Source organism: Kitasatospora herbaricolor (assembly GCF_030813695.1).
GTDB lineage: Bacteria > Actinomycetota > Actinomycetes > Streptomycetales > Streptomycetaceae > Kitasatospora > Kitasatospora herbaricolor.
The window spans coordinates 3,505,603-3,531,262 of sequence record NZ_JAUSVA010000002.1 but is presented as its reverse complement, the minus strand read 5'-3'; the positions used below and the strand labels follow the sequence as shown (position 1 = coordinate 3,531,262).

The 25,660-nt window shown below is 73.8% G+C and carries 19 protein-coding genes, 1 tRNA gene and 1 riboswitch; of the genes, 16 read left to right on the top strand and 4 right to left on the bottom strand.

From position 1 onward, the window contains the following. Nucleotides 1-122 precede the first annotated feature (122 nt). The 3 genes from J2S46_RS15775 to J2S46_RS15765 all read left to right on the top strand — a co-directional run bounded on the left by J2S46_RS15775 (nt 123) and on the right by J2S46_RS15765 (nt 5,211). Nucleotides 123-2,408, top strand: coding sequence for a HelD family protein (locus J2S46_RS15775; protein WP_229912722.1), 2,286 nt, complete (start codon nt 123-125; stop codon nt 2,406-2,408). A 525-nt stretch (nt 2,409-2,933) separates the two neighbouring features. After that, nucleotides 2,934-4,409, top strand: a complete 1,476-nt coding sequence (locus J2S46_RS15770) for an NAD-dependent malic enzyme (protein ID WP_191290113.1) — start codon at nt 2,934-2,936, stop codon at nt 4,407-4,409. A 520-nt stretch (nt 4,410-4,929) separates the two neighbouring features. Continuing rightward, entirely contained in the window at nt 4,930-5,211 is a 282-nt protein-coding gene (locus J2S46_RS15765; RefSeq protein ID WP_030059737.1) for an HU family DNA-binding protein, read from the top strand. A 163-nt stretch (nt 5,212-5,374) separates the two neighbouring features. Here J2S46_RS15765 and murA read toward each other — a convergent pair whose 3' ends face one another. Beyond that, nucleotides 5,375-6,715, bottom strand: a complete 1,341-nt coding sequence (murA, locus tag J2S46_RS15760) for a UDP-N-acetylglucosamine 1-carboxyvinyltransferase (RefSeq protein WP_073923020.1) — start codon at nt 6,713-6,715, stop codon at nt 5,375-5,377. Nucleotides 6,716-7,011: 296 nt separating this feature from the next. Between murA and J2S46_RS15755 the strand changes: the two genes are divergently transcribed. From J2S46_RS15755 to J2S46_RS15730, 6 genes are all read left to right on the top strand, one after another. Further along, complete coding sequence (locus J2S46_RS15755) at nt 7,012-7,581, top strand: YqgE/AlgH family protein (protein WP_191290112.1); 570 nt, start codon at nt 7,012-7,014, stop codon at nt 7,579-7,581. 85 nt (nt 7,582-7,666) lie between these two features. Beyond that, a complete protein-coding gene (locus J2S46_RS15750) occupies nt 7,667-7,954 on the top strand; it encodes a DUF3039 domain-containing protein (RefSeq protein ID WP_073923022.1) in 288 nt (95 codons plus the stop codon). Between the two features lie 96 nt (nt 7,955-8,050). Beyond that, nucleotides 8,051-9,667: a beta-N-acetylhexosaminidase gene (locus tag J2S46_RS15745; RefSeq protein WP_191290111.1), complete on the top strand. Its 1,617-nt coding sequence runs from the start codon at nt 8,051-8,053 to the stop codon at nt 9,665-9,667. Nucleotides 9,668-10,006: 339 nt separating this feature from the next. Further along, on the top strand, nt 10,007-10,873 hold the full coding sequence (locus tag J2S46_RS15740; RefSeq protein WP_073923132.1) for an FAD binding domain-containing protein: 867 nt from the start codon (nt 10,007-10,009) through the stop codon (nt 10,871-10,873). After that, on the top strand, nt 10,870-12,372 hold the full coding sequence (locus J2S46_RS40860) for a 2Fe-2S iron-sulfur cluster-binding protein (RefSeq protein WP_370882192.1): 1,503 nt from the start codon (nt 10,870-10,872) through the stop codon (nt 12,370-12,372). The genes J2S46_RS15740 and J2S46_RS40860 overlap by 4 nt, the downstream gene beginning before the upstream one ends. Beyond that, the gene (locus J2S46_RS15730; RefSeq protein ID WP_191290110.1) at nt 12,369-14,711 is read left to right on the top strand and encodes a xanthine dehydrogenase family protein molybdopterin-binding subunit; all 2,343 of its coding nucleotides are present in this window, start codon (nt 12,369-12,371) and stop codon (nt 14,709-14,711) included. Before J2S46_RS40860 ends, J2S46_RS15730 begins: the two co-directional genes overlap by 4 nt. Before the next feature lie 219 nt (nt 14,712-14,930). Here J2S46_RS15730 and J2S46_RS15725 read toward each other — a convergent pair. Further along, nucleotides 14,931-15,002 (bottom strand) — tRNA-Cys (locus J2S46_RS15725). A gap of 254 nt (nt 15,003-15,256) precedes the next feature. Next, nucleotides 15,257-15,312, top strand: a riboswitch (guanidine-III (ykkC-III) riboswitch). 46 nt (nt 15,313-15,358) lie between these two features. Here J2S46_RS15725 and J2S46_RS15720 point away from each other — a divergent pair. Together J2S46_RS15720 and J2S46_RS15715 are read left to right on the top strand one after the other, a co-directional pair. Further along, entirely contained in the window at nt 15,359-15,673 is a 315-nt protein-coding gene (locus J2S46_RS15720; RefSeq protein ID WP_191290109.1) for a DMT family transporter, read from the top strand. A 94-nt stretch (nt 15,674-15,767) separates the two neighbouring features. Continuing rightward, the gene (locus tag J2S46_RS15715) at nt 15,768-17,213 is read left to right on the top strand and encodes an MFS transporter (protein ID WP_191290108.1); all 1,446 of its coding nucleotides are present in this window, start codon (nt 15,768-15,770) and stop codon (nt 17,211-17,213) included. A 4-nt stretch (nt 17,214-17,217) separates the two neighbouring features. Here J2S46_RS15715 and J2S46_RS15710 read toward each other — a convergent pair whose 3' ends face one another. Continuing rightward, nucleotides 17,218-18,516 (bottom strand): polysaccharide deacetylase family protein, encoded by a 1,299-nt coding sequence (locus J2S46_RS15710; protein WP_191290107.1) that lies wholly within the window; start codon nt 18,514-18,516, stop codon nt 17,218-17,220. Between the two features lie 268 nt (nt 18,517-18,784). On the opposite strand from J2S46_RS15710, the gene J2S46_RS15705 reads away from it, so the two are divergent. Both J2S46_RS15705 and J2S46_RS15700 read left to right on the top strand, forming a co-directional pair. Beyond that, a complete protein-coding gene (locus tag J2S46_RS15705) occupies nt 18,785-21,385 on the top strand; it encodes a phosphatidylglycerol lysyltransferase domain-containing protein (RefSeq protein WP_191290106.1) in 2,601 nt (866 codons plus the stop codon). A gap of 270 nt (nt 21,386-21,655) precedes the next feature. Next, nucleotides 21,656-22,219 (top strand): class F sortase, encoded by a 564-nt coding sequence (locus J2S46_RS15700; RefSeq protein WP_191290163.1) that lies wholly within the window; start codon nt 21,656-21,658, stop codon nt 22,217-22,219. A 79-nt stretch (nt 22,220-22,298) separates the two neighbouring features. Here J2S46_RS15700 and J2S46_RS15695 read toward each other — a convergent pair whose 3' ends face one another. After that, nucleotides 22,299-22,736 (bottom strand): SsgA family sporulation/cell division regulator, encoded by a 438-nt coding sequence (locus tag J2S46_RS15695; protein ID WP_191290105.1) that lies wholly within the window; start codon nt 22,734-22,736, stop codon nt 22,299-22,301. Nucleotides 22,737-22,923: 187 nt separating this feature from the next. On the opposite strand from J2S46_RS15695, the gene J2S46_RS15690 reads away from it, so the two are divergent. The 3 genes from J2S46_RS15690 (at nt 22,924) to J2S46_RS15680 (ending at nt 25,502) form a co-directional block, all read left to right on the top strand. Then, a complete protein-coding gene (locus J2S46_RS15690; protein ID WP_229912721.1) occupies nt 22,924-23,127 on the top strand; it encodes an Arc family DNA-binding protein in 204 nt (67 codons plus the stop codon). After that, nucleotides 23,124-23,510 (top strand): type II toxin-antitoxin system death-on-curing family toxin, encoded by a 387-nt coding sequence (locus J2S46_RS15685; RefSeq protein WP_191290104.1) that lies wholly within the window; start codon nt 23,124-23,126, stop codon nt 23,508-23,510. The genes J2S46_RS15690 and J2S46_RS15685 overlap by 4 nt, the downstream gene beginning before the upstream one ends. 162 nt (nt 23,511-23,672) lie before the next feature. Then, entirely contained in the window at nt 23,673-25,502 is a 1,830-nt protein-coding gene (locus J2S46_RS15680; protein ID WP_229912730.1) for a DEAD/DEAH box helicase, read from the top strand. Nucleotides 25,503-25,660 lie beyond the last annotated feature (158 nt).

The window sequence follows — 25,660 nt, the reverse complement described above, 5'->3', positions numbered from 1 at the left end:
CCTCGGGCGTAGGATCTTCTGTCCGCTCATTCCCGAGGCGGACGACCACCGCAGGATGTACGTCAGGGGGCTCCTTGGGCGCGCACGGCTCAACCCAGTACACCGCCGCAACCACCGAGGCCATGCAGAGCAACACTGAGATCGACACCGTCCGCGACCGCGAGATCGCCGGGGAACAGCGCCACCTGGACAACGTCTACCACCGGTTGGAGGAGAAGCTCGCCGAGGCCGAGTACATCCTCGAGGACGCCGCCAAGCGGGTCCAGGTCGGTACTCCCGGCGCGCTCGCCGAGCGCGACGCCCAGGTCTACCGGGCCGGGGCGCACCTCCAGCGGCTGAACAACGAGTTCGAGGACTTCCTCTTCGGCCGCATCGACCTCCAGCGGCCGGACGCCCCGGAGGAACACGGCATCCCCTCCAACACCCCGCTCGACCCGGCCGACCCGGCCGTCGCCGAGACGCTGCACATCGGGCGGCTCGGGGTGCTGGACGCCGAGTACGGCCCGCTGGTGATCGACTGGCGGGCCCCGGCCGCCGCGCCCTTCTACCGCTCCACCCCGCTGGAGCCGGGCCGGGTGATCCGCCGCCGGGTGATCCGCTCCAAGGGCCGCAAGGTGATCGGCGTCGAGGACGACCTGCTGCGTCCCGACCTCACCCCGACCCTGGCCGGCGAGGAGCTCGCGGTGGTCGGCGACGGCGCGCTGATGGCCTCGCTCGGCCGGGCCCGCAGCCACTCCATGCGGGACATCGTCTCCTCGATCCAGAAGGAGCAGGACGAGGTGATCAGGGCGCCCGCCGCGGGCGCCACCCTGGTCACCGGCGGCCCGGGCACCGGCAAGACCGCGGTCGCCCTGCACCGGGCGGCCTTCCTGCTCTACCAGGACCGCCGCCGGTACGCCGGGGGCATCCTGGTGGTCAGCCCGACCGCCCTGCTGGTCTCGTACACCGAGGGCGTGCTGCCCTCGCTGGGCGAGGAGGGGCAGGTCGCGATCCGCGCGGTCGGGTCGCTGGTCGACGGCATCGAGGCGGACACCTACGACACGCCGGAGGCGGCCCGGATCAAGGGCTCGGCCAGGATGGTCCAGCTGCTCCGCAGGGCCGCCAGGGCGGCCCTGGAGCTGGGCGCGCCGACCGAGCTGAAGGTGGTCGCGCGCGGCGAGGTGCTGCGGCTCGACGCGGGCCGCCTGAAGGCCGTCCGAGGCAACGTCGTCGGCGCCGGCGGCACCCCGCTCAACCTGCTGCGCCCGCGGGCCCGCAGGCTGCTGCTGGACGCCCTGTGGTCCGAGCTGACCCGGCACCTGCCGCGGCCGGCCGACCACTACGCGCGCGAGCAGCGCCAGGAGGAGAAGGAGTCCTTCGACGAGTACGTCTCGGACGAGGCGTCCTTCCTCGACTTCCTGGACGCCTGGTGGCCCGCGCTGACGCCGCGTCGGGTGCTGGCCACCCTCAAGCAGTCCCGGCACACCAACCGGATCGCCCGCCGGGCGGTCACCCCGGAGGAGGCCCGGGTGCTGGCCGGCTCCTGGCGCGGGCTGACCGACCGCGGCGAGGGCCCGCTCTCCCCGCACGACGTCGCGCTGGTGGACGAGCTCCAGCTGCTGCTGGGCGAGCCGGCCCGGCCGAAGGTGCGCGAGGTGGACGCGGTGGACCTGCTGTCCGGCCTGGACGAGGTGACCACCTACGCCGACCGCAACTCGCGCCAGCGCGAGCGGCTGCCGGTGGAACGCACCGAGTACGCGCACATCATCGTGGACGAGGCCCAGGACCTCACCCCGATGCAGTGGCGCATGATCGGCCGCCGGGCCCGGACGGCGACCTGGACGATCGTCGGCGACCCTGCGCAGAGTTCCTGGCCGCACCCGAAGGAGGCCCAGGAGGCGCTGGACGAGGTGCTCTCCGGCAAGCCGCGCCGCCGGCACACGCTGACGGTGAACTACCGCAACCCGGCCGAGATCGCCGAGGTGGCGGCCAAGGTGCTGGAGCTGGCCGCGCCGGGCACCCCCTCGCCGAGCGCGGTGCGCTCGACCGGGGTGGAGCCGCGCTTCGCGGCGGTCACCGACCCGGCGCCGGAGGCCTTCGCCGACGCGGCGCGGGCCGAGTTGGTCCGGCTGCTCGGCGAGGTGGACGGCACGGTGGCCGTGGTGGTGCCGATGGACCGCCGGGCGGAGGCCGCCGGCTGGATCGCCGGTCTCGGCGAGCGGGCCGTCGCCCTGGGCAGCCTGGAGGCGAAGGGCCTGGAGTACGACGCCACCGTGGTCGCCGACCCGACCGGCATCGCCGGCGAGTCGGAGGCGGGCCTGCGGGTGCTGTACGTGGCCCTGACCCGGGCGACCCAGCGGCTGACCGTGCTGTCCGGGCCGGACGACCTGCCGGACGCGGACGGGGTGCCCGCCCTGCTGCTCGGCTGACCGCGCCGGTCCGCCTCACCGGCCGCCACCGACCCGGCGGCGGCCGGCGGGGCGGTCGGTGCCGGCGGCCGGCGGCCCGGTGCTGCCGGCCCGTCGGCCCGGCCGCTGGGCGCTCCGGCGGCGCGCTGTCAACGCTCCGTCAACGGCGAAGGCCCCCACCGGTGGTGGGGGCCTTCGCGCGACGTTGGTGACACCGACCCGCCATGCTCGCCTCGCGGCAAGTGGTCGCTCGAAGCGACTAAGGTTGGGCCCGGGGGCTTGGATCGAGCCGGTGTCCCGTCCAATGTAACGCATCCGCTCCGAACGCCAAGAGCACGCGGCGGATTTCCGGTGCGAGGTTCCGCCGGCCGGAGACTCTTTTGTGGAGTCCGGACACTCAATGAACTTTATTTCTGCGTACCCCCTGGTAGGTGCGACGATCGAGGTCTAACATGCGCTGGGCGCGATCTTCAACACTTTGTTGAAGGCGTCTCGGTGTTGCAGACCCTCAGAGTCATACCCTCAGTGGACGGAAGAAGGACGTCGATGGCGACCGTGCCCAGTGTCTCCAACTCGATCACGGTGCGGATGGAGGTCCCGGCCTCGGGCAGCGCCGTCAGCTCGATCACCACCGCCGTGGAGTCCTCCGGCGGCTCGGTCACCGGTCTCGACGTCACCGCCTCCGGCCTGGAGGCGCTGCGGATCGACGTCACCGTCGCCGCGTCCTCGGTCGCGCACGGCGAGGAGATCGTCGAGAAGCTCCGCGCGATCGACGGCGTCACCATCGGCAAGGTCTCCGACCGCACCTTCCTGATGCACCTCGGCGGCAAGATCGAGATGTCGTCCAAGCTGCCGATCCGCAACCGTGACGACCTCTCGATGATCTACACCCCGGGTGTCGCCCGGGTCTGCATGGCGATCGCCGAGAACCCCGAGGACGCCCGCCGCCTCACCATCAAGCGCAACAGCGTCGCCGTGGTCACCGACGGCTCCGCCGTGCTGGGCCTGGGCAACATCGGCCCGGCCGCCGCGCTGCCGGTGATGGAGGGCAAGGCGGCCCTGTTCAAGCGCTTCGCGGGCATCGACGCCTGGCCGCTCTGCCTGGACACCCAGGACACCGACGAGATCGTGGCCATCGTCAAGGCGATCGCCCCGGGCTTCGCCGGCATCAACCTGGAGGACATCTCCGCGCCGCGCTGCTTCGAGATCGAGGCCCGGCTCCGCGAGGCCCTGGACATCCCGGTCTTCCACGACGACCAGCACGGCACCGCGATCGTGGTGCTCGCCGCGCTGACCAACGCGCTCAAGGTGGTCCGCAAGGACATCTCCGAGATCCGGGTGGTGATGTCGGGCGCCGGCGCGGCCGGCACCGCGATCCTCAAGCTGCTGCTGGCGGCCGGCGTGGAGCACGCCACCGTGGCGGACGTCCGCGGCGTGGTCCACGGCGGGCGCGAGGACCTCAACGACAGCCTGCGCTGGATCGCCGAGCACACCAACCGCTCCGGCCGCACCGGCACCCTCAAGGAGGCCGTGGCGGGCGCCGACGTCTTCATCGGCGTGTCGGCCCCCAACCTCCTGGACGGCGACGACCTCGCCACCATGGCGAAGGACGCGGTGGTCTTCGCGCTCGCCAACCCCGACCCCGAGGTCGACCCGGCCGTCGCCCGGCAGAGCGCCGCCGTGGTCGCCACCGGCCGCAGCGACTTCCCGAACCAGATCAACAACGTGCTGGTCTTCCCGGGCGTGTTCCGCGGCCTGCTGGACGCCCAGAGCCGCCACGTCACCACCGAGATGATGCTCGCCGCCGCCCGCGCGCTGGCCACCACGGTCGCGGACGAGGAGCTGAACGCGAACTACATCATCCCCAGCGTCTTCCACCCGGACGTGGCCAAGACCGTCGCCGCGGCCGTGCGCGAGGCCGCGCTGGCCAACGCCGGCCCGTGTGAGCCCGCCCGGGACCGGCCCACCCCGGGCTTCGTGGGGACGCTGGACACCTCGTCCTTCCCGGCCGTCGAGCTCTGAGCCGTCCGGCCCGGAGCGGGCCGTCAGGGGCGTCACGCCGCCGGGCAAATGACCGGCTCGCGACCCTACCCGCCCGAGCCGGGCCCGAACCCTTGCGACACAAGGGCGAGGGGCGTGTTTGGGCTTGTCCGCGCCAGGGCGTACGGTAGCCCTGAACGGGGCAGGCGTGTCCGACAAGTACGGAACGTCCCCCCGGCCTACCGGCGTGTCGTCCCGACCGCCGCCCGCTCCGGTGCACCGGAGCCGACGGAGCGTCACCGTTCCGACGGGCGGGCGCTGTTCGGGTCAACAGCGCCGGGGCCCGATTGGCTTTCTCGGGCCCGGTCGGGGCAGGATTCGTACCCAGGCAGGCACGCGGGCAGAAAATGCACGGCGCGCGGCTCGGGGTACGAGCCGACCCCTGACCGACCCCATGCCTGAATGAGCACAGTGTGCGGACCAGCGGCCACCCGGGTGCCCCCGGAGGGACGACCGCTGGGTCCCCTGCACACCGCAACGCGAACAGACCACAGGAGTACACATGAACCGCAGTGAGCTGGTGGCCGCGCTGTCCGAGCGCGCCGAGGTGACCCGCAAGGACGCCGACGCCGTTCTGGCCGCTTTCGCCGAGATCGTCGGCGAGGTCGTCGCCAAGGGCGACGAGAAGGTCACCATCCCCGGTTTCCTGACCTTCGAGCGCACCCACCGCGCGGCTCGCACCGCCCGCAACCCGCAGACCGGCGAGCCGATCCAGATCGCGGCGGGCTACAGCGCCAAGGTCAGCGCCGGCTCCAAGCTGAAGGAAGCCGCCAAGGGCGCCTGACGCCGCAGGCTCCCAGGAGCCCCGCAGCAGCTGTGAACCGCCGGGGGCGGACCGACTCGGGTCGGTCCGCCCCCGGCGGCGTCGTGCGGCCCGGTGAACGGGCGTGGAACGGCCGGTGGCCGGACCCCCTCGGGGGTCCGGCCACCGGCCGTTCTGCGGGCTGTCAGGCCGTCACCAGCTCCTCGCTGGGCAGCTCGACGTGGGCACCGAGGTCACGGAGCTTCTCCATGAAGTTCTCGTAGCCGCGGTTGATCAGGTCGATCCCGTGCACGGTGGAGGTGCCCTCGGCGGCCAGCGCCGCGATCAGGTACGAGAAACCGCCGCGCAGGTCGGGGATGACCAGCTCGCCGCCGATCAGCTTGGACGGGCCGGAGACGACCGCCGAGTGCTGGAAGTTGCGCGCGCCGAAGCGGCACGGCGTGGAGCCCAGGCACTCGCGGTAGAGCTGGATGTGCGCGCCCATCTGGTTCAGCGCGCTGGTGAAGCCGAGCCGCGACTCGTAGACCGTCTCGTGCACGATCGACAGGCCGCTGGCCTGGGTCAGCGCGACCACCAGCGGCTGCTGCCAGTCGGTCTGGAAGCCGGGGTGCACGTCGGTCTCCAGGGCGATCGCCTTGAGCTCGCCGCCCGGGTGCCAGAAGCGGATGCCCTCGTCGTCGACCTCGAAGGCCCCGCCGACCTTCCGGAAGGTGTTGAGGAAGGTCATCATCGGGATCTGGTCGGCGCCGCGGACGTAGATGTCGCCCCGGGTGGCCAGCGCCGCGCAGGCCCAGGAGGCGGCCTCCAGGCGGTCCGGCAGGGCGCGGTGGTTGTAGCCGCCCAGCTCGTCCACGCCGGTGATCAGGATGGTGCGGTCGGTGCCCAGCGAGATGATCGCGCCCATCTTCTGCAGCACGCAGATCAGATCGACGATCTCCGGCTCGATGGCGGCGTTGCGCAGCTCCGTGACGCCCTCCGCGAGGACGGCGGTGAGCAGCACCTGCTCGGTCGCGCCGACCGAGGGGTAGGGCAGCTCGATCTTGGTGCCGCGCAGCCGCTGCTGGGCCACCAGGTAGGTGCCCTGCGGGTGCTTCTCGATGGTGGCGCCGAACTGGCGCAGCACCTCGAAGTGGAAGTCGACGGGCCGGCCGCCGATGTCGCAGCCGCCCAGGCCCGGGATGAAGGCGTGGCCGAGGCGGTGCAGCAGCGGGCCGCAGAACAGGATCGGGATCCGCGAGGAGCCGGCGTGCGCGTCGATGTCCGCGACGTTGGCGCTCTCGACGTGCGAGGGGTCGAGGATCAGCTCGCCGTCCTCGTCGCCGGTGCGGACGGTCACACCGTGCAGCTGCAGCAGGCCGCGCACGACCTTGACGTCGCGGATGTCCGGGACGTTGCGCAGCCGGCTGGGGCCCTGGCCGAGCAGGGCGGCGACCATGGCCTTGGGGACCAGGTTCTTCGCACCCCGGACCCGGATCTCGCCTTCGAGCGGGTTTCCGCCGTGAACCAGCAGGACGTCGTCGGTCATCGTTCTCGCAATCCGGGGTGCCAGAGGTCGGGTCCGGGCTCCGCGGGAGAGCCTGGCGTGGTGGGGTCGAACGGGCGGCTGTGGGGCCCGGGCGAGCGAGTTTCCGCCGCGAAAGGGCGTCCACCATCAGTAGATGGTAGTAGGCGTGTGATTGGTTCCCGTCTGCTCCTCCGGTGATGGTGCTCTCTCCGGGTGGTGGCGCGCCCCCGGAAGGGGCCGTACGGGTGGTGGGCGGGCCCGGCGGGGTTTCGTGTTGAGGTGCCCCGGACGGGCTCTCCTGCGGGATCATGTGAGGCATGACCGCGGCGCACTCGCACACCGGCCGGCTGCTCGTCGCGACTCCCGTGCTCACCGATCCCAACTTCGCGCGGGCCGTCGTGCTCCTCCTCGACCACGATGCCGAGGGGGCGCTCGGCGTCGTGCTGAACCACCCGACGCCGATCGAGGTGGGGGCGGTGCTGGACGGGTGGGGCGCGATGGTCGGGCAGCCCGCGGTGGTCTTCCAGGGCGGCCCGGTGGCGCTGGACGCGGCGCTGGGCCTGGCCGTCGCGCCGGGCGAGCCGGGGCAGGCCGAGCCGCTCGGCTGGCGGCGGGTGCACGGCGCGATCGGCCTGGTCGACCTGGAGGCGCCGCCCGAGGTGCTGGCGGGGGAGCTGGGCGGGCTGCGGATCTTCGCCGGGTACGCGGGCTGGTCGCCGGGCCAGCTGGAGTCGGAGATCGCCGAGGGCGCCTGGTACCTGGTGGACTGCGAGCCCGGTGACATCTCCAGCCCCGAGCCGGAGCGGCTCTGGCGCTCGGTGCTGCGGCGTCAGCGCGGGCCGCTGGCCCTGCTGGCGACGTACCCCGAGGACCCCACCCTGAACTGAGGCCGGGCCGGGCGGGGCCGGGCCCGGCGGCGGGCCGCGCCGCACACTGGCCCGCCCTCGCGGCGCCCCCATAGACTTGGCACTCATGAGCACTCTTGAGCCCGAGCGCGGCCTCGGCACCGGCACCCTGGTCGAGCCCGTCCCGCAGGTGTCCCACGGGGACGGCGACCACGAGCGCTTCGCGCACTACGTCCAGAAGGACAAGATCATGGAGAGCGCGCTCTCCGGGTCTCCCGTGGTGGCGCTGTGCGGCAAGGTCTGGGTGCCGGGCCGTGACCCGAAGAAGTACCCCGTCTGTCCGATGTGCAAGGAGATCTACGACGGCATCGGCCAGCCGGCCGACGGCAAGGGCGGCGGCAAGGACAACGGCTGACCTGCGCAGATCAAAGGCGGATCGATCCTGCGGCCCGGCCGAACCGATCCCACGATTGGTCTATGCCATTTGGGTTCGGCGGGGCAGGATGGCGGCATGGACCTCATCCCTGCCCCGCTGAGTTCTGTCCGCCTCGCCGACCAGGACCTCCTCCTCGACCAGGACACCACGCTCACCGCCGCGCCCGGCCTGGAGCCGGTCGAGCAGTGGCTGCGCACCGCCCTCACGGCGGCGACCGGGCTGGCGCTGCGCCCGGCCCCGCCCGGTTCGGCGGCCGGCGTCGAGCTGGCCCTCGACGACACGCTGGAGGCCGAGGCGTACCGGATCTCGGTCCGGGCCGACCGGGCCGTGGTCACGGCCGGCGGCCCCGCCGGGGCGCTCTGGGGGGCGCAGACCCTGCGCCAGCTGCTCGGCCCGGACGCCTACCGCCGGGCGCCGCTGCGCCGGACCGGCTGGGTGCTGCCCGGCGGCGACGTGGAGGACGCGCCGCGGTTCACCTGGCGCGGCGTCCTGCTCGACGTCTCCCGGCACTTCCTGCCCAAGTCCGACGTGCTGCGCTTCCTGGACCTGATGGCCGTCCACAAGCTCAACGTCCTGCACCTGCACCTGACCGACGACCAGGGCTGGCGGATCGAGATCAAGCGGTACCCGCGGCTCACCGAGGCGGGCTCCTGGCGGGAGCGCTCGATGACCGGCTACCGGGCCGGGCAGCGCCGGGACGACCGCCCGCACGGCGGCTTCTACACCCAGGACGACCTGCGCGAGATCGTCGCCTACGCGGCCCAGCGGCAGATCACCGTCGTCCCCGAGATCGAACTCCCCGGCCACGCCCAGGCGGCCGTCGCCGCCTACCCGGAGCTCGGCAACGGCGACGTGGTGGACACCGCGGCGCTCGGCGTCTGGACGGACTGGGGCGTCAGCCCGAACGTGTTCAACGTCTCGGACGAGACCCTGCGCTTCCTGGAGGGGGTGCTGGAGGAGGTCCTGGAGATCTTCCCGTCCGAGTACGTCCACATCGGCGGCGACGAGTGCCCCAAGGAGCAGTGGCGGGCCAGCGCCGCCGCCCAGGCGCGGATCAAGGAGCTCGGGCTCGCCGACGAGGACGAGCTGCAGAGCTGGTTCGTCCGGCACTTCGACGGCTGGCTCGCCGAGCGGGGCCGCCGGCTGGTCGGCTGGGACGAGATCCTGGAGGGCGGGCTGGCGCCCGGCGCCACGGTGTCCTCCTGGCGGGGCTACGGCGGCGGGGTGGCGGCCGCGCGGGCCGGGCACGACGTGGTGATGTGCCCCGAGCAGCACGTGTACCTGGACCACCGGCAGGGGCCCGGCGACGACGAGCCGATCCCGGTCGGCTGGGTCCGCTCGCTGGAGGACGTCTACCGCTTCGAGCCGGTGCCGGCCGAGCTGGACGAGGTCGCCGCCCGGCACGTGATCGGCACCCAGGCCAACCTCTGGACCGAGTTCATGGACAGCGCCCGGGACATCGACTACCGGGCCTTCCCCAGGCTGGCGGCCTTCGCCGAGGTCGCGTGGTCCCGGCTGCCGGCCGACCCGGCGGCGCGCGACTACGCGGGCTTCGAGCGACGGATGACGGCGCACCTGGCCCGGCTGGACGCGCTCGGCGTCGAGTACCGCCCGGCCGCGGGCCCGCACCCGTGGCAGCAGTGGCCCGGGGTGCTGGGCCGCCCGATCGAGGGCACGCCGCCGCGGGTCTGACCGGCGCGCCCCCCTGGCGCCGGCGGCGGCACCGCGGGCGCCAGGGGGGGCGAGCGGGTGTGACGGCGGCGTCGGGAACTTCGACCCGGTCGTCGTGCGTCAAGAAAAGGTGAACAATCGGCTCCGGTTCGTACCGGACCGGAGCTGATACCGGCTGGTTTCGGCCACAATCGGGCACACCTGTCCACCGGCCCAGAAATGATCATCAAGCTTTGTGTGCCAGAGTTGCCCAACCCTGCCCGATCGCCCGTACCCTACGGGCCAGGCCGTGCTGCCAGATGGGGGCGGGTCGTCGATGAGCAAGTGGAGCACGGTGGGACCCAGGTGAACCGGACGATCATGCTGCCGGCCTCCCTCGACGAGGCCGTCGAGGCGCTTGCCGCCACCCCGGCCGCGGTACCGGTGGCCGGCGCCACCGACCTGATGGAGGCCGTCAACGCAGGGCGGCTGCGCCCCGCCGCCCTGATCGGCCTGGGCCGGATCACCGAGCTGCGCGGCTGGCGCTACGAGGACGGCGGCACCGCCGTCCTCGGCGCCGGCCTCACCCACGCCCGGATGGACCGCCCCGACTTCGCCGCGCTCATCCCCGCCCTCGCCGACGCCGCCCGCACCGCCGGCCCCCCGCAGGTGCGCAACGTCGGCACCCTCGGCGGCAACATCGCCACCGCGGCCCCGGCCGGCGACACCCTCCCGGTGCTCGCCGCCCTCGAAGCCACCGCCACCCTGGCCCGCCCCGGCGCCACCCGGGAGGTCCCGGTCAGCCACCTGCTGACCGGGCTGGACCCGCTGCGCCCCGGCGAGCTGCTCACCTGGGTGCGGGTCCCGCTGCTGCACGCCCCCCAGGTCTTCCTCAAGGCCACCGGCCGCAGCGGCCCGGCCCGCGCCACCGCCTCCGTCGCCGTCGTGCTGGACCCGGCCCGCCGCGCCGTGCGCTGCGCCGTGGGCGCCGTCGCACCGGTGCCGCTGCGCCCCCTGGAGGCCGAGACCTGGGTCGCCAGCTGCATCGACTGGGAGGGCTCGCGCGAGATCGACCCCGCCGCGACCGCGGCCTTCGGCGAGTACGTGGCCGCCGCCTGCGTCCCCGACAGCTACGCCGCGGAGGGCCCCTGGGAGGCCGTGACCGAGGGGCCGACCGCCGCCGCCGTCCGGCTGCGGCGTACCGTATCGGTGCTGGCCCGCCGGGCACTGGGAAGGGCGCTGAAGTGACCACCGAATCTCTCGACTCCGGCCCGCTCGACCCGGCCCCGCCGGTGAGTGCGGAGATGCGCCCCTGCGCCTCGTACACGCTGCGGGTCAACGGCTTCGAGCGCCCCGTCACCGACGCCTGGATCGGCGAGAGCCTGCTCTACGTGCTGCGCGAGCGGCTCGGCCTGGCCGGCGCCAAGGACGGCTGCGAGCAGGGCGAGTGCGGGGCCTGCTCGGTGCAGGTGGACGGGCAGCTGGTGGCCGGCTGCCTGGTTCCGGCCGCGCTGGCCGCCGACAGCGAGATCAACACCGTCGAGGGCCTCTCGGCCGGCGGCGCCGCCAGCGACGTCCAGCAGGCGCTGGCCGAGTCGGGCGCGGTGCAGTGCGGCTACTGCACCCCCGGCATGGCGATGGCCGTGCACGACCTGCTGCAGCGCAACCACCGCCCCAGCGAGGTCGAGGCCCGCCAGGCGCTCTGCGGCAACCTCTGCCGCTGCACCGGCTACCGCGGCGTGCTGGCGGCCGTGCAGACCGTCGCCGAGGCGCGGGCGGTCGAGGCCGAGCAGGCCGACGACGGCTCCGCGCCGGCCGAGGAGGGCACCGCCGAGCGGCCCGCCGCGGCCCCGGTGGCCACCGAGCAGTCGGCCGCCGACGTGCCGCTGGCCGGTGAGCTCCCGGTCTACGCGGACTCCGACGCCTGGGTCGAGCACGACCCGCAGCCGCCCGCGGCCGAGCAGCAGCCCGTCCAGCACCAGGGGCACCACGAGCACCAGGTACATCACGGGCAGCCGGGGCACCACGGGCAGCCGGCGGCCGGGCCCTCCGGCGAGCACCACGCCGGCCCCTACGGCGACGGCACCGGCCAGCCGACCGCCGCCGGCACCGGCACCGGCATGGGGATGGCCTACGGCGGCCACGAGCAGGGCGGGCAGCCCGGCGCGTCCTACGACGCCGGCGTCTACGACACCGCGGTGCTGCCGCCGGTGCCGTCCTTCCCCACCCAGCAGGGCCCCGCCGGTCAGCAGCACGGCCAGGGCTACTACCAGCAGCCCGGGTACCCCGAGGGGGCCTACGCCGGCACCCCCGCGCACGGCGCCTACCTGCCCGGCGCGCCCGGCTACCAGGAAGCCCCGTACGAGGGCATGCCCTACCAGGTCCCCGGCCAGCAGAACGGCCAGCAGGGCGTCCCGCAGAACGGCCACCCGAACGGCCAGCAGGGCGTCCCGCAGGGCGCGCCCTACCCCGGCCCGGCCTACCGCAGCGGCGAGTACGACACCACCGACTTCGAGCACGCCCCGTACGACGGCCCGGTCTACGAGAGCACCCCCGCGCACGGCACGGCCTTCGACGGCACCGGCTACGACGGCACCCCGGCGCAGGGCACCCCGTACATCCCCACGCCCCCGCACGGCGTCCCGACCGACGGCGCCCCGGCGGGCGTCCCGTACGGCGCCGACCCCGCGCACGGCATCGTCCCCCAGCCTTCGGGGACCTCCATTCCCGAGGACCGCCACGCATGACCTCGCCCAGCGACATCGCGGCAATGCCCCCCGCGGACAACGCCCGGCCGGACGGCGGCGAGGGCGAGCCGCCCGAGCCGTTCGGCCTCGGCAGCTCCCCGCTGCGCACCGACGCCCTCCCCAAGGCGCTCGGCATCTACCCGTACGCCTCCGACCTGTGGGCCGAGGGGCTGCTCTGGGGCGCCGTGCTCCGGGCCCCGCACCCGCACGCCCGGATCGTCTCGGTCGACACCTCCGCCGCGCTCGCGCTGCCCGGCGTCCGCGCCGTGGTCACCGCCGAGGACCTGCCGGCCGGCCCGGACGGCGGCCGCGACGGCGCCCCGCAGGGCCCGGTGGTCGCCGACCGCCCGATCCTGGCCGCCGGCGTGGTGCGCCACCACGGCGAGCCGGTCGCCGCGGTCGCCGCCGAGCACCCCGACACCGCGCGCCTGGCCGCCGCCCTGATCGTGGTCGACTACGAGCTGCTGGAGCCCGTCACCGACCCCGAGCAGTCCTTCACGGCCCCGCCGCTGCACCCGGACGGCAACCTGTTCCGCCACCTCCCGCTGCGCACCGGCGACCCGGAGGCCGTCGGCGAGGTCGTCGTCGAGGGCCTCTACCAGGTCGGCCGTCAGGACCCGGCGCCGCTGGGCGCCGAGGCCGGCCTCGCGGTGCCCCGCCCGGACGGCGGCGTCGAACTGCACCTGTCTTCCACCGACCCGCACGGCGACCGCGACCGCACCGCCGCCTGCCTGGGCCTGGAGCCCGACCGGGTGCGCCTGGTCGTCACCGGCGTGCCCGGCGCCACCGCCGACCGCGAGGACCTCTCCTTCCAGGTCACCCTGGCCCTGCTCGCCTTGCGCACCGGCCGCCCGGTGAAGATGACCCTCACCCGCGAGGAGTCCTTCCACACCCACACCACCCGGCACCCGGCCCTGCTGCGCTACCGCCACCACGCGGACGCCGAGGGTCGGCTGGTGAAGGTCGAGGCGCAGATCCTGCTGGACGGCGGTGCCTACGCCGACGTCTCCGCCGAGGCGCTGGCCGCCGCCACCGCCTTCTCGGTCGGCCCCTACGTCTGCCCGAACGTCTTCGTGGACGCCTGGGCGGTGCGCACCAACAACCCGCCGGCCGGCCGGATGCGCGGCGAGGGCGCCCTGCAGACCTGCTTCGCGTACGAGTCCCAGCTGGACCAGCTCGCCGTCCGGCTGGGCCTGGACCCGGTGGAGATCCGCCGCCGCAACGCGCTCTCCACCGGCGACTCGATGCCCACCGGCCAGGCCGTCACCTGCCCCGCGCCGGTCACCGCGCTGCTGGACGCCGTCGCCTCCGAGCCGCTGCCCGCCCTGCCGGTGGACGACCCGGACGCCGACTGGCTGCTGCCGGGCGGGCCCGGCGGCGCCGGCGACCCGGCCTCGGTGCGGCGCGGCATCGGCTACGCGGTCGGCATGGTGCACATGCTCGGCGCCGAGGGCGAGGACGAGGTCTCCACCGCGACCGTGCGGGTCAGCGGCGACCACGCCACCGTGATCTGCGCCGCCGTCGACTCCGGCCAGGGCTTCGCCACCCTGGCCCGGCAGATCGTGCAGAGCGTGCTCGGCGTCAGCGAGGTCTACATCGCGCCGGTCGACAGCGACCAGTCGATCGCCGGGCCGTCCGCCCGCGGCCGGCACACCTGGGTCTCCGGCGGAGCCGTCGAGCGGGCCGCGCTGATGGTCCGCCACCAGCTGCTGCAGCCGATCGCCGCCAACTTCGGCATGTCGGTGGAGCTGCTCTCGATCGCCGACGGCAAGATCACCTCCTACGACGGCGTGCTCGGCATGCCGGTCGGCGAGGCGCTGGAGGGCAAGGAACTCTGGGCCACCGCCCAGTGCCGCCCGCACCCGACCGAACCGCTCGACGAGGCCGGCCAGGGCGACGCCTTCGTCTCGATCGCGTTCTGCGCGATGCGGGCCGTGGTGGACGTGGACATCGAACTCGGCGCCGTCCGGGTGGTCGACGTCACCGTCGCGCAGGACGTCGGCCGGGCACTCAACCCGCGCCAGATCGAGGACCGGATCGAGGCCGGTGTCGCCCAGGGCGTGGGCCTGGCTCTGCTGGAGGACCTGCGCACCGAGGGCGGCATGCTGGTCAACCCCTCGCTGACCGGCTACCGCCTGCCGACCGCGCTGGACACCCCCGAGGTCCGGGTCGCGGCCCTGCTGGAGGAGCGCGACGTGGTGGCCACCTTCGGTGCCAAGGCCGTCAGCGCGGCCCCCGCCGTGGTCGCCCCCGCCGCGGTCGCCGCCGCCGTCCGCGCGGCCACCGGCCTCCCGGTCGGCCGCCTGCCGATCCGGGCCGAGGACGCCGTCAGCGCCTGACCTCCGACGCCGGACCCCCGACGCCCTCCCGGCCCCCGTTTCGGCGGGGGCCGGGAGGGCGTCGTCGTCGTGGCGGCGGACCTCACCGGCCGGGGCCGTCGTCGCGGGCCCGGCCGCGTGCGGGGCAGGGGAATCCCGCCGCCGGATTCCCGGGGAATGTCCGAAGAATGACATGAAGAATTGCCGGTCGGCATTTCTGCCGACCGGCAATTCAAGGCGAGGCCATGACGGGAATCGAACCCGTGTAAACCGCTTTGCAGGCGGTTCCCTAAACCACTCGGGCACACGGCCGTGGGGGTGACGAGGGCTCAGCCCTTCGTCGGGGGAGGGAAGCTGCGCTCAGGCGCAGGGACAGGGCCGACAACACCGGGGAGCGGCACAGGTGCGGGGCGCCGAGAGGGCCACCGGCTTCCTGTTCATGTCCAACTCCTGTCGTCGCGCTGTTCGGTGAATTCATCTTATGCGGACCTGGGTGGGGTGCGTCAATATCTATTGTAAATTCCGTGTGGCGGCTTCGGCGGCGGTGCGTGCTACGGTCGAAGGCAGGCGAGCGATCGCCCCGGACGAGCGCGTCGTACCCGGCACGACAAGACGGCGCAGGACAGTGGCAACCCGGCCGCTGATCACTGCGAAGGATCGGTTCCGTCATGGCTTGGCTCGTGCTCCTCCTCTCCGGCGTCCTGGAGACCGTCTGGGCGGTCGCCCTCACGAACTCCAAGGGCTTCTCCCGCCTCGTCCCCACCGTCGTCTTCGCCGTCGCCCTGGTGCTCAGCATGGGCGGCCTGGCCTACGCGATGCGCTCCATCCCGATCGGCACCGGTTACGCGGTCTGGGTCGGCATCGGCGCGATCGGCACCGCCCTCTACGGCATGACGGCCCTCGGCGACCCCGCCACGGCGGCCCGGATCGGCTGCCTGCTGCTGATCGTCTCCGGCGTGGTCGGCCTCAAGGTGCTGCACTGACGTCACTGGGTGCCCGGGCCCAGGACTCGCGATGTAGTCGATCAAGGTCGCAAGTCAGGGGTCATCGGAGCCGTCGCGCCTTACCATGGCGGGTATGACCACAGCCTCCCCCACCTCGGTCGACCCTGCCCCCGACCGGCTCCCCCCTGGTACGAACGACTCCGACGGGGTGATGGGCGGGCGCTACCGGGCGCTGACCCTCGGCATCGTCTCGGTGGTGCTGCTGCTGGCCTTCGAGGCGACCGCGGTGAACACCGCGATGCCGGTGGCCGCCCGCCAGCTCGACGGGATCGCGCTCTACGCCTTCGCCTTCTCCGGCTACTTCACCACCACGCTCTTCGCGCTCGTCGTCTCCGGCCAGTGGTGCGACCGCAGCGGCCCGCTGCGGCCGCTGTTCACCGGTATCGCGGTGTTCGGCGCCGGCCTGGTGGTCGCGGGCACCGCGCCGGGCATGTGGACGTTCGTGGCGGGCCGCGCGGTGCAGGGGCTGGGCGGCGGGCTGGTCATCGTCGCCCTGTACGTGGTGGTCGGCCGGGCGTACCCGGAGCGGCTGCGGCCGGCCGTCTTCGCGGCCTTCTCCTCCGCCTGGGTGCTGCCCTCGATCATCGGTCCCGTGGTCTCCGGCGCCGTCACCCAGCACCTCGGCTGGCGCTGGGTGTTCCTGGCCGTGCCGGTGCTGGTCCTGCTGCCGCTGGCGGTGATGGGCCCGGCGCTGCGCCGCTCGGAGAAGGAGCAGCCGGCGGCCACCGGGGAGCCGTTCGACCGGCGCCGCAGCGGCCTGGCCGCGATGGCCGCGCTCGGCGCCGGACTGCTGCAGTACGCGGGCCAGCGGCTGGACCTGCCGGCGCTGCTGCCCGCCCTGGCGGGTGCGGCGCTGCTGCTGCCCGCGGTGCTGCGGCTGCTGCCGCCCGGCACCCTGCGGGCTGCCCGCGGGCTGCCGACGGTGATCCTGCTGCGCGGGGTCGCGGCGGGGGCGTTCTTCGCCGCCGAGGCGTTCATCCCGCTGATGATGGTGACCCAGCGCGGCCTGTCGCCGACGCTCGCCGGGCTCACCCTGACCAGCGGCGGCCTGTCCTGGGCGCTGGGCTCCTGGCTGCAGGGCCGTCCGGGGGCGGAGAGGTACCGCGACGCGATGATCCGGGTGGGCTTCGTGCTGACCGCGGTGGCGATCGCGGGCGCGGCGCTGGTGCTCTTCCTGGCCGTGCCGACCTGGGTGACCGCGGCGGCCTGGGCGGTCGGCGGGATCGGGATGGGCCTCGCGGTGGCCAGCATCAGCGTGCTGATGATGAAGCTCTCCACCCCCGAGGAGGCCGGGGCCAACTCGGCCTCGCTGCAGATGAGCGACGCGCTGGGCAACGTCCTGCTGGTGGGCCTGGCGGGGGTGCTGTTCGGCGCGCTGGGCGGCGGCTCGCTCGCGGCCGGCCACGAGGGCGCCGAAGGCACCGGCTCGGCCGGTGCCTTCGCGGTGATCTTCCTGACGATGACGGGGGTGGCGCTGCTGGGCGCCGTGCTCGGCGGCCGGACCAGGGCCCGGGCCTGAGGGCTCAGCCCGCCGGTGCGGTGGCGGGGGCCGGGGCGGCCGGCGGGGCGGCGGGGGTGCCGAGGAAGTTCTCCCAGCCGCCGGCCGGCGACTGGCCGGGGTTCAGGCCCTGCAGCTTGCGCAGCACCGCCGGGTCCTGGGCCTCCAGCCAGTTGACGAGCTGCCGGAACGACACCAGCCGGACCTCGGGACGGCTCGCGATGGTGGTCAGCACCTCCTCGACGGCGTTCATGTAGATGCCGCCGTTCCACTGCTCGAAGTGGTTGCCGATGTAGAGCGGCGCCCGGTTGCCGGTGTAGGCCCGCTCGAACCCGGCGAGGTAGGCGTCCCGGGCCTGGGTCTGCCAGGCGGGGTACATGCCGGAGTCGCCCTTGGTGTTGTTGCCGGACTGGTTGTACATGATGTTGTAGTCCATCGAGAGCACCTGGAAGCTGTGCCCGGGGAACGGGACCGACTGCAGGGGGAAGTCCCACAGCGCGCCGCCCTGGAACTTCTGCGGCCAGACCTGGAGCCCGCCGGGGCCGCTGCTGTCGTACTTCCAGCCTCGCTTGGCGGCGGTCGGCAGCAGGCCGCGCTGGCCCTCCAGGCACGGGGTGCGGCCGCCGATCAGCTCCTTGCGGTAGTCGAAGGGCAGCGGGGGCAGGTCGGTGAAGCCGGTGTTGGTCCGCCAGTTCATGACGAAGCCCATCGCCTGCTCGATCTCGCTGTCCCACTCCTCGGGGGACCATTTGCCGCCGCCGTTGGCGCCGCAGAAGTGCCCGTTGAAGTGGGTGCCGATCTCGTGGCCCTCCAGCCAGGACGCCCCGATCTGCTCGATGGTGTCGTGGATGTGCTGGTCGGTCAGGTACCCGATGTCGGAGGCGCCGACGTTGTGCTGCGGCGGGCGGTAGAGGTCCTTCTTGCCCTCGGGGAGCATGTAGATCCCGCTGAGGAAGAAGGTCATCGAGGCGTTGTGGTCCTGGGCGAGCTTGCGGAACCGGGAGAACAGCCGGTTGTCCAGCTCCCCGGCGCCGTCCCAGGAGAACACCACGAACTGCGGCGGCCGCTCACCGGGCTTCAGCTGCTCGGCCTTCGGCTGGTTCGGCTGCGGGCCGGTGTCCGAGGTGGAGCCGTCACCGATGGTGGTGGCCGGCGGCTTGGGGACGGCCGTGGGGCTCTCGGTGCGCGCCGCCGGGTCGGCCTGGACCGGCGCGGGGGCCGCCGCCTGGCCGCCGCCCGTGCCGCTGCCGGAGCAGCCGGCCGCGAGGGTGGCGGCGGTGGCGGCGCCTGCGGCCAGCAGAGTCCGACGGGAGAGCGCGTCCATGGTCACTCCGTTCGTGAGGAAGTCCGGACGTCCAGTCCGACAAATGGGGTGATAGGCCTTCGGGCCCGATGTGCGCACAGCATGGCATGCCGTCCGGTCACCGGGGCGGACGTGCCACGCGATCCCCCGGGCGGGCGCCGGGTGATCGCCCGATCGGACCAGCAGCCGGGCGAGCCGGAGGGAAAAACGGGATGAACCGGCGTCAGATGGGAGAAATCGCCGAGCCGTCCTGCTGAGTGGCAGCCGGCCCGAGCGGGGGGACGGTCCCATGTGGCAGGCGCTGCTCGACACGTACCGGGAGCGGATCGTCGACAGCGGCCGCCAGCCGCTCTTCCTGCTGCTGATCGGCCTGATCGGCTCCTTCCTGTTCATCCGCTTCAGCGTCCGGATGATCCGCCGCGGCACCAGCTGGTGGCCCGGCAACGTCACCCCCGGCGGGCTGCACATCCATCACGTGGTGTTCGGTCAGGCCCTGATGGTCGTCGCGGGCGTCGGCTCGTTCACCGTCCGGGGCTGCGGCGAGGCGCCCTGGGACGTCCTCGGCCTGGCCTTCGGCATCGGCTGCGGGCTGGTGCTGGACGAGTTCGCGCTGGTCCTGCACCTGGAGGACGTGTACTGGAAGGAGCAGGGCCGCAAGTCCGTGGACGCGGTGATCATGGCGGTGGCCATCATCGGCCTGCTGCTGGTCGGCGAGCTGCCGCTGGGCGGCTTCAAGCGGCACCTGACGGCCGGGCAGCTGGTGGTCGCCGCGGTGCTGCTGGCCCTGGTCGTGATCAGCCTGCTCAAGGGCAAGCTGTGGACCGGCCTGATCGGCCTGATGGTCCCGCTGTTCCCCCTGGTCGGCGCGATCCGGCTGGCCCGGCCGCAGAGCCCGTGGGCGCGCTGGCGCTACCGCAGCCGGCCCAAGCGGCTGGCGCGGGCCGAACGCCGGGACGCCCGGATCCACCAGCGGATCCTCCGCTTCAAGACCTCCGCCTACAACGTGCTGGCCGGCGCCCCCGACCGGGCCCCCGGCGGCGAGGCCCCGCCGGCCGCCGCCCCTGCCGTACCCGTACCCGTACCCGTACCCGTTCAGGCGACCGGGCCGCTGCCCGGACCGCCGCCCGCGCCCGCCCCCGAGCCGGGTCCGGCCCCCGAACCCCTGCGGCCGCTGCCGCCCTGGCGGGCCCGCTGTGCGCTGGCCGCCGAGTGGTACCTGCGGGCGGCCGCGGTGCTCAACCTGCTCGCCGCCCCCATCGCGCCGTTCCGCGACCGGGTCCAGCGGGTCAACTCCGGCGAGTACTTCACCCCCGTCCTGATGACCGCCGGCTTCACCGCCGCGCTCTTCGCCGGCCTGCTCGCCGTCATGCTGCGCCGCCGCAAACGGGCCGCCTGGATCGTCGCCACCACCGTGGTCGGCCTCTACACGGCGATCTTCCTGCTGGCGATGGTGCTGCTCCCCGAGGATCGCGCCCACCCGTTCAACTGGATCTCGGTCGTCCTCAGCCTCGGCCTGCTGGCCGCGCTGGTGCTGGGCCGGCCGGCCTACCGGGTCCGCGGCCAGCACGGCAACGTGGCGCTCGGGCTCGGGGTGCTGGTCGGCGGCGCGATCGTGGTGACCGCGCTGGGCGCGCTGCTGGTGCGGCTCGCCTCGCCGGGGGAGACCCCGCCGAGCTGGGGCGCCAGCTTCCTGTACGCGTCGCTGCGGCTGTTCACCGTCTCCGGCATCGTCCTGGACACCGGTGTCGACCTGGCCGGCTGGGTGGACCTCACCCTCAACATCCTCGGCGCGATGCTGTTCCTGCTGGTCCTGCGGGTGTTCTTCCGCTCCCCGCGCGGCCGGGTCCGGATGGGCGACGAGGACGAGCGGCGGCTGCGCGAGCTCCTGGAGCGCCAGGGCGAGCGCGACTCGCTCGGCTACTTCGCGCTGCGCCGGGACAAGTCCGTCTGCTGGTCGCCGTCCGGCAAGGCCGCCGTGCTCTACCGGGTGGTCTTCGGGGTGGCACTGGCCTCCGGCGACCCGGTCGGCGACCCGGAGGCCTGGCCGCAGGCGATCGAGGAGTGGCGCACGGCGGCCCGGGCCAACGCCTGGGTGCCGGCCGTCACCGGGGCGAGCGAGCAGGCCGGCACCGCGTACGGGCGGGCCGGGCTGAAGGCGCTGGAGTTCGGCGACGAGGCGGTGGTCGAGGTGGCCGGCTTCAGCCTGGAGGGCCGGCCGATGCGCCCGCTGCGGCAGGCGTACAACCGGGTCCGCAAGTCCGGCTACCGGGTGGTGGCGCGCCGGCACCGGGACATCCCCGCGGCGGAGCTGGAGGCCCTGGTGCGGCTGGCCGACGCCTGGCGGCACGGCCGGACCGAGCGGGGCTTCTCGATGGCCCTCGGCCGGCTCGGCGACCCCGCCGACAGCGACTGCCTGATGCTGGAGTGCCGGGACGAGAACGACCGGGTCTGCGCCCTGCTCAGCTTCGTGCCCTGGGGCGGGCGCGGGCTCTCGCTCGACCTGATGCGCCGCGACCGGGAGTCCGACAACGGCCTGGTCGAGTTCCTGGTCACCGAGCTGCTGCTGAGCGCCGGGCGCGGCGAGCTGCCGGTCGACCGGGTCTCGCTGAACTTCGCGATGTTCCGCTCGGTCTTCGAGCAGGGCGGGCGGCTCGGCGCCGGCCCGGTGCTGCGGCTCTGGCGCTCCGTCCTGCTGCTGTTCTCCCGCTGGTGGCAGCTGGAGTCGCTGTACCGGGCGAACGCCAAGTACCAGCCGGCCTGGCATCCCCGGTTCCTGCTGTACGAGCGCTCCTCGGAGCTGTTCGCGATCGTGGCGGCCAACGCCGCCGCCGAGGGCTTCGTCACCCGGCCGCGGCTGACCGGGCCCAAGCTGCCGTGGACGCGCGACTGAGCTGCGGCCGGCCCCGTTCGGAGCAGCCCGCCGGCGTCTTCGGCCGGACCGGCCCGCACCCCTGGTGACCTGGGAGGACGCCGGGCCGACGGGCCTTCGCCGGGGCGCCGGCGGCGGATCGCCGGGCGGTGCCGGGCGGCCCGCGCCGGTTCACTGGCCGCAGCGCGGCGAAGCGGGAGCGAGAGGGGCACCGGGGTGGGCGGGCAGCAGAGCAGGAGTCCCTGGCCGGGCACGCTGGCCGTCGGCGCGGCCCTGGTGCTGGGTGCCTGGATGCTGCACGACGGCGGGCCCACCCTGCCGCCGCTGCCCGGCGCCGGGCAGCGGATGGCGGGCTTCGGGCCTGTCTCGGTGGTGCCGCCGCTGGACGCCTCCGCCCCGACCCGGATCAGGATCCCCGCCGTCCGGCTGGACGCCCCCGTCACCGGGCTGGGCCTGGACGGCGCCGGGCACCTGGAGCCCCCGCCGGAGACCGACCGGAACCTGGCCGGCTGGTACCGGGGCGCCGTCACCCCCGGGCAGCGCGGCACCGCGATCCTGGCCGGGCACGTCGACACCCGCAGCGGCCCGGCGGTCTTCTACAGCCTGGGCGCCCTGCACCAGGGGGACCGGATCGAGATCGCCCGGGCGGACGGCAGCACGGCGGTCTTCCAGATCTACGCGATCGAGGTCTACGACAAGCAGGAGTTCCCCGACGACCGGGTCTACGGCCAGGCGGGCGACGCCCAGCTGCGGCTGATCACCTGCGGCGGCGGCTTCAGCGAGCGGGACGGCTACCGGGGCAACGTCGTGGCGTACGCCTTCCTGGTGGACACCGCGCGGGGCGGACGGGCATGACGGGGCGCGTCACCCGCGCCGGTGGACGCGGGCGGGGCGCGGGCGGCCGGGGCGTCGGGAGGTACGGGCCGGCCGGGTGTCAGCCGAGCAGCTCGGCCAGGGCCCGGTCGGCGTCCAGGTGGTGGTGCTCCTCGCCCTCGGGGACGGCCCGGAAGCTCAGCCGGAGGAAGTGCCGCAGGTCCGGGGTGTCGAACCGGAGCAGGGCGACCCCCTCTGCGGCGCGCAGCTCGACCATGGTGTGCGGGCCGAGCGCGGGCCGGACGTGGACGTCCCCGATCCCGGCCGGGCCGGCGAGCCCGGCGGCCAGCAGCTGCCGGGCGAAGACCCAGGTCACCTCGGGGCGGGCGGGCTGCTCCTCCGTCCCGGTGGCGTCCAGCGAGTACTCGGCGGGGAAGAGCATCCGGACGGCCAGCGGGTCGTCGGCGCGGTAGCGCAGGGTGACGCGGAGCAGCGCGGAGCGCCGGGTGGAGAGGACCAGGCGGGCCTCTACGGCCTGCTCGACGGCGGGGGTGGGCACGGGGGATTCCTCCGAGGGTACGAGTGGGGCCCGAGTGACGGACGGTGCTGCTGCGGCCCCACGTGTGGAGAGAGTCGCCGGGGCGCCGCCGATTACCCGGCTTCACCCCTCGGGTCATGGTGACTCGGATCACAGTCCGAGCGGAAAAGTAGTACTGAAATGACCCCACGATCAGTACCGTTTCGGTATGGCGATGAATCTGCGACTGACCGAGGAACAGCAGGAAGCCCTCCGTGAGCGGGCCGAGGCGGAGGGCCGCAGCATGCACGCGGTGGTCGTCCGGGCGATCGAGCGCTACCTGGACGAGGGCACCGACCGCGAGGCCGTGCGCAAGCTGGGCGCCAAGTACGCCGCCCGCCACTCCGACCTGCTGCGAAGGCTCGGCGAATGAAGTACCTGAGCGTGATGGAGATCCTGGAGCTCGCCGAGTACGCCTGCCAGGAGCAGGAGGTAGGCGTCCGCGATCTCGGCCTGCTCTCCTCCGCGGCGCACCGGCCGGAGTCCCAGATGTTCGGCGTCGAGGCGTACTCCGGGCTGTTCGAGAAGGCGGCCGCGCTGCTGCACTCGCTGGCGATCAACCACCCCTTCGTCGACGGCAACAAACGGACGGCCTGGATGAGCGCGGTGGTCTTCCTCGACCTGAACGGGGCCGAGATGACCGACATCGACCAGGACGCCGCATACCTGCTGGTGGTGGGCGTGGCGGCCGGTGAGATCGGGGACGTGGACGCCATCGCGGAGCAGCTGCGGGCACTCCACCAGGGGCAGTCCTGACCCCCGTCCGCCCTCCGTGTCGGGCGCCGCTCCGGCGCCCGGCCCGGTAGGCTAGGCGGGTTGTCCGACCGCCGCCCGACCGCGGGGCGGGGCCGCTAGAGTGCCCCTGACCTGCGACGATCCCCCTCGGAGACCGTGAGTACCGCAGCCGCTTCCGCCGCCATGTCGCCCCTGTTCTCCGACGCGGTCGAGCCGCACGCACCGGTGCACCCGGGTGCCGCGGGGGCCCCGTCGCACCACCTCTCGCCGGCCTTCCCCGGGCGCGCGCCCTGGGGTACGGCGGGCAAGCTGCGGGCCTGGCAGCAGGGTGCCCTCGACCGGTACATCGAGAAGCAGCCCCGGGACTTCCTGGCCGTCGCGACCCCCGGCGCCGGTAAGACCACCTTCGCGCTCACCCTGGCCTCGTACCTGCTGCACAACCACCTGGTCCAGCAGGTCACGGTCATCGCGCCGACCGAGCACCTGAAGAAGCAGTGGGCCGAGGCGGCCGCCCGGATAGGCATCAGGCTCGATCCGGCGTACTCCTCGGGGCCCCTGTCGAAGGACTACCACGGCATCGTGGTCACCTACGCGGGCGTGGGCGTCAACCCCATGCTGCACCGCAACCGCACCGAGGCCCGCAAGACCCTGGTCATCATGGACGAGATCCACCACGCCGGTGACTCGAAGTCCTGGGGCGAGGCCTGCTTCGAGGCCTTCGAGCCGGCCACCCGCCGGCTCGCGCTGACCGGTACGCCCTTCCGCTCCGACACCAACCCGATCCCCTTCGTCCAGTACGAGGCGGGCAGCGACGGCATCCGCAAGTCCGTCGCCGACTACACCTACGGCTACGGGCACGCCCTCGCCGACCACGTCGTGCGCCCGGTGATCTTCCTCTCCTACAGCGGCAACATGCGCTGGCGCACCAAGTCCGGCGACGAGCTGGAGGCCCGGCTCGGCGAGCCGATGACCAAGGACCTCATCGCACAGGCCTGGCGCACCGCGCTGGCGCCGCAGGGCGAGTGGATCCCGAACGTGCTGCGGGCCGCCGACAAGCGGCTCACCGAAGTCCGCAAGGCCATCCCGGACGCGGGCGGCCTGGTGATCGCCACCGACCAGAACGCGGCCCGCGCCTACGCCAAGATGATCCGGGAGATCACCGGCGAGGGCGCCACCGTGGTGCTCTCCGACGAGGCCGAGGCCTCCCAGCGGATCTCCGACTTCTCGGCCGGCACGTCCCGCTGGATGGTCGCCGTCCGGATGGTCTCCGAGGGCGTCGACGTGCCCCGCCTCGCGGTCGGCGTGTACGCCACCTCCATCTCCACCCCGCTGTTCTTCGCCCAGGCCGTCGGCCGCTTCGTCCGGGCCCGCAAGCGCGGCGAGACCGCCTCGGTGTTCCTGCCGTCCGTCCCGACCCTGCTCGGCTTCGCCAACGAGATGGAGCTCCAGCGCGACCACGTGCTGGACCGGCCGAAGAAGGAGGGCGACGGCCTCTTCGACGAGGAGGACCGCCTGCTCGCCGAGGCCGAGCGCGCCAACGACGGGCCGGACGGCGCCGGCGGCGACGAGTTCTCCTACGAGGCGATCGGCTCGGACGCGGTCTTCGACCGGGTGCTCTACAACGCCATGGAATTCGGCATGCAGGCGCACCCGGGCAGCGAGGAGGAGGACGACTACCTCGGCATCCCCGGCCTGCTGGAGCCCGACCAGGTGCAGATGCTGCTGCAGAAGCGCCAGCACCGGCAGATCCAGCGCAGCAGGGCCAAGCCCGCCGAGGAGGCGGACCTGCTGGAACTCCCGGCCGACCAGCGGCCGGTGGTGACCCATCAGGAACTGCGGGACCTGCGCAAGGAGCTCAACGGGCTGGTCGCCGCCTGGCACCACCGGACCAACCAGCCGCACGGCACCATCCACAACGAGCTGCGCCGCCAGTGCGGCGGGCCGCTCACCGCCCAGGCGACGGCCAATCAGCTCAAGGCCCGGATCGCCAAGGTCAAGGAGTGGGCGGCCTGACCGCCGTGCCCCGTCGGTTCGCTGACGGGGCATGAGCGACGCCCCGTCGGCCTGCGGGTGTCGAGCCGCCCGTGCGCCGGGGGCTGGCCGGAGACATCCGGGCACGGCGTCCGACCGTTGCCGGTGTGCCCGGGGTCTGCCGTTCCCGGCCCGTTCCG